The organism is Listeria sp. MAN/IMW/UF555, from assembly GCF_058684075.1.
This window is the reverse complement of sequence record NZ_JBZWZS010000011.1, coordinates 1-1,036: the sequence shown is the minus strand read 5'-3', so window position 1 is coordinate 1,036 and position 1,036 is coordinate 1. Positions and strand designations below refer to the sequence as shown.

At 65.3% G+C, this 1,036-nt stretch carries 2 protein-coding genes; both read right to left on the bottom strand.

Annotated elements, in window-relative coordinates; translation table 11 throughout:
* The coding region (locus AC4PG8_RS13890; protein WP_492170466.1) for a TolC family protein at window positions 1-569 on the bottom strand (569 nt) is incomplete at its 3' end.
* Between the two features lie 60 nt (window positions 570-629).
* Window positions 630-1,036 (bottom strand): hypothetical protein (locus tag AC4PG8_RS13885; RefSeq protein ID WP_492170465.1); only part of this gene is annotated, 407 nt, incomplete at its 5' end.

Here is a 1,036-nt window from a genome sequence, read left to right as displayed (position 1 = left end):
ACATCCGCGCGCTGTTGCTCGAGTGGCGATGCCCGCCCTGCCTGCACGCGAACGCTCGCGGCCCGCAGCGCATCGCTGGCGATCCGGGCCTGATCGCGGGCTGTCATTACCCGGCGATCGGCCGCGACCGCTTCGACATAGAGCTGCGTTACCTGAAGCCGGACATCCGCCGCGATGATCGCGGCCTGGATCTCGGCCCGGGACAATTGCGCATTGGCGACCGCGACGCGGGCGCCGCGCTTGCCGCCTAGCTCGATCGGGATCGCAAAGCCGACCGTGGTTTCCGCGCTGCGGACCCCCCGATACGGCCCGGAGCCGATGACATTCTCGACTTGGCCTTGAACCACCGGATTGGGCCGCAAGCCGGCGACTGTGCGACCTGCACGGGCCGCGTCGATTCCAGCTGTCGCCGCTTCGGCAGCAGGGGCCGAACCGCCCGCTGCACTGACCGCTTGGTCAAGCGTGTAGACCGGCGCATCCTGCGCAACAGGCGCGGACGGTCCGACCTGCGCCTGCGCCCTCGTGGCGCAAGACGCTGCGGCCAGCATGGCCGCGAGAATACGATTCATGAAAATAGGACTCCTGACGATGATCGACAGGGGCGCGCCAACGCACGCCCAAATCGGACGTCAGGCTTGGGGGGGCCTCAAATGGACCATGCCGGTGCGGCCGTCGAGCGATGCAGAGGCGGAGATTGTCGGCTTGGGCACTGTGAGGACGGGGGTATATTCCATCGTCGTGCGCGCAGGCGCGCCGACGTCGTGTCCGTGACAATAATTGTGATGATGCGGGACATTCTTGTCCGAGTCCGATGGCACCTGATCGATGTCACCGGCGGTATGGACCGTGAACTCAACGCCCGCGATGCTTCCCCCCGCCAGATCGGCGGCATGGGCCATGCCGGAGAAATTGGTGAGGACCAGCATCAGGCATGTCAGGAGAGGCAAAAAGGCTCGCACGAAACCGACTGTACCACAGATAGGTTTCCATGTCATCGCAATAACTCGCGCCCCGATGTCTTCGCGGCACGCCATGC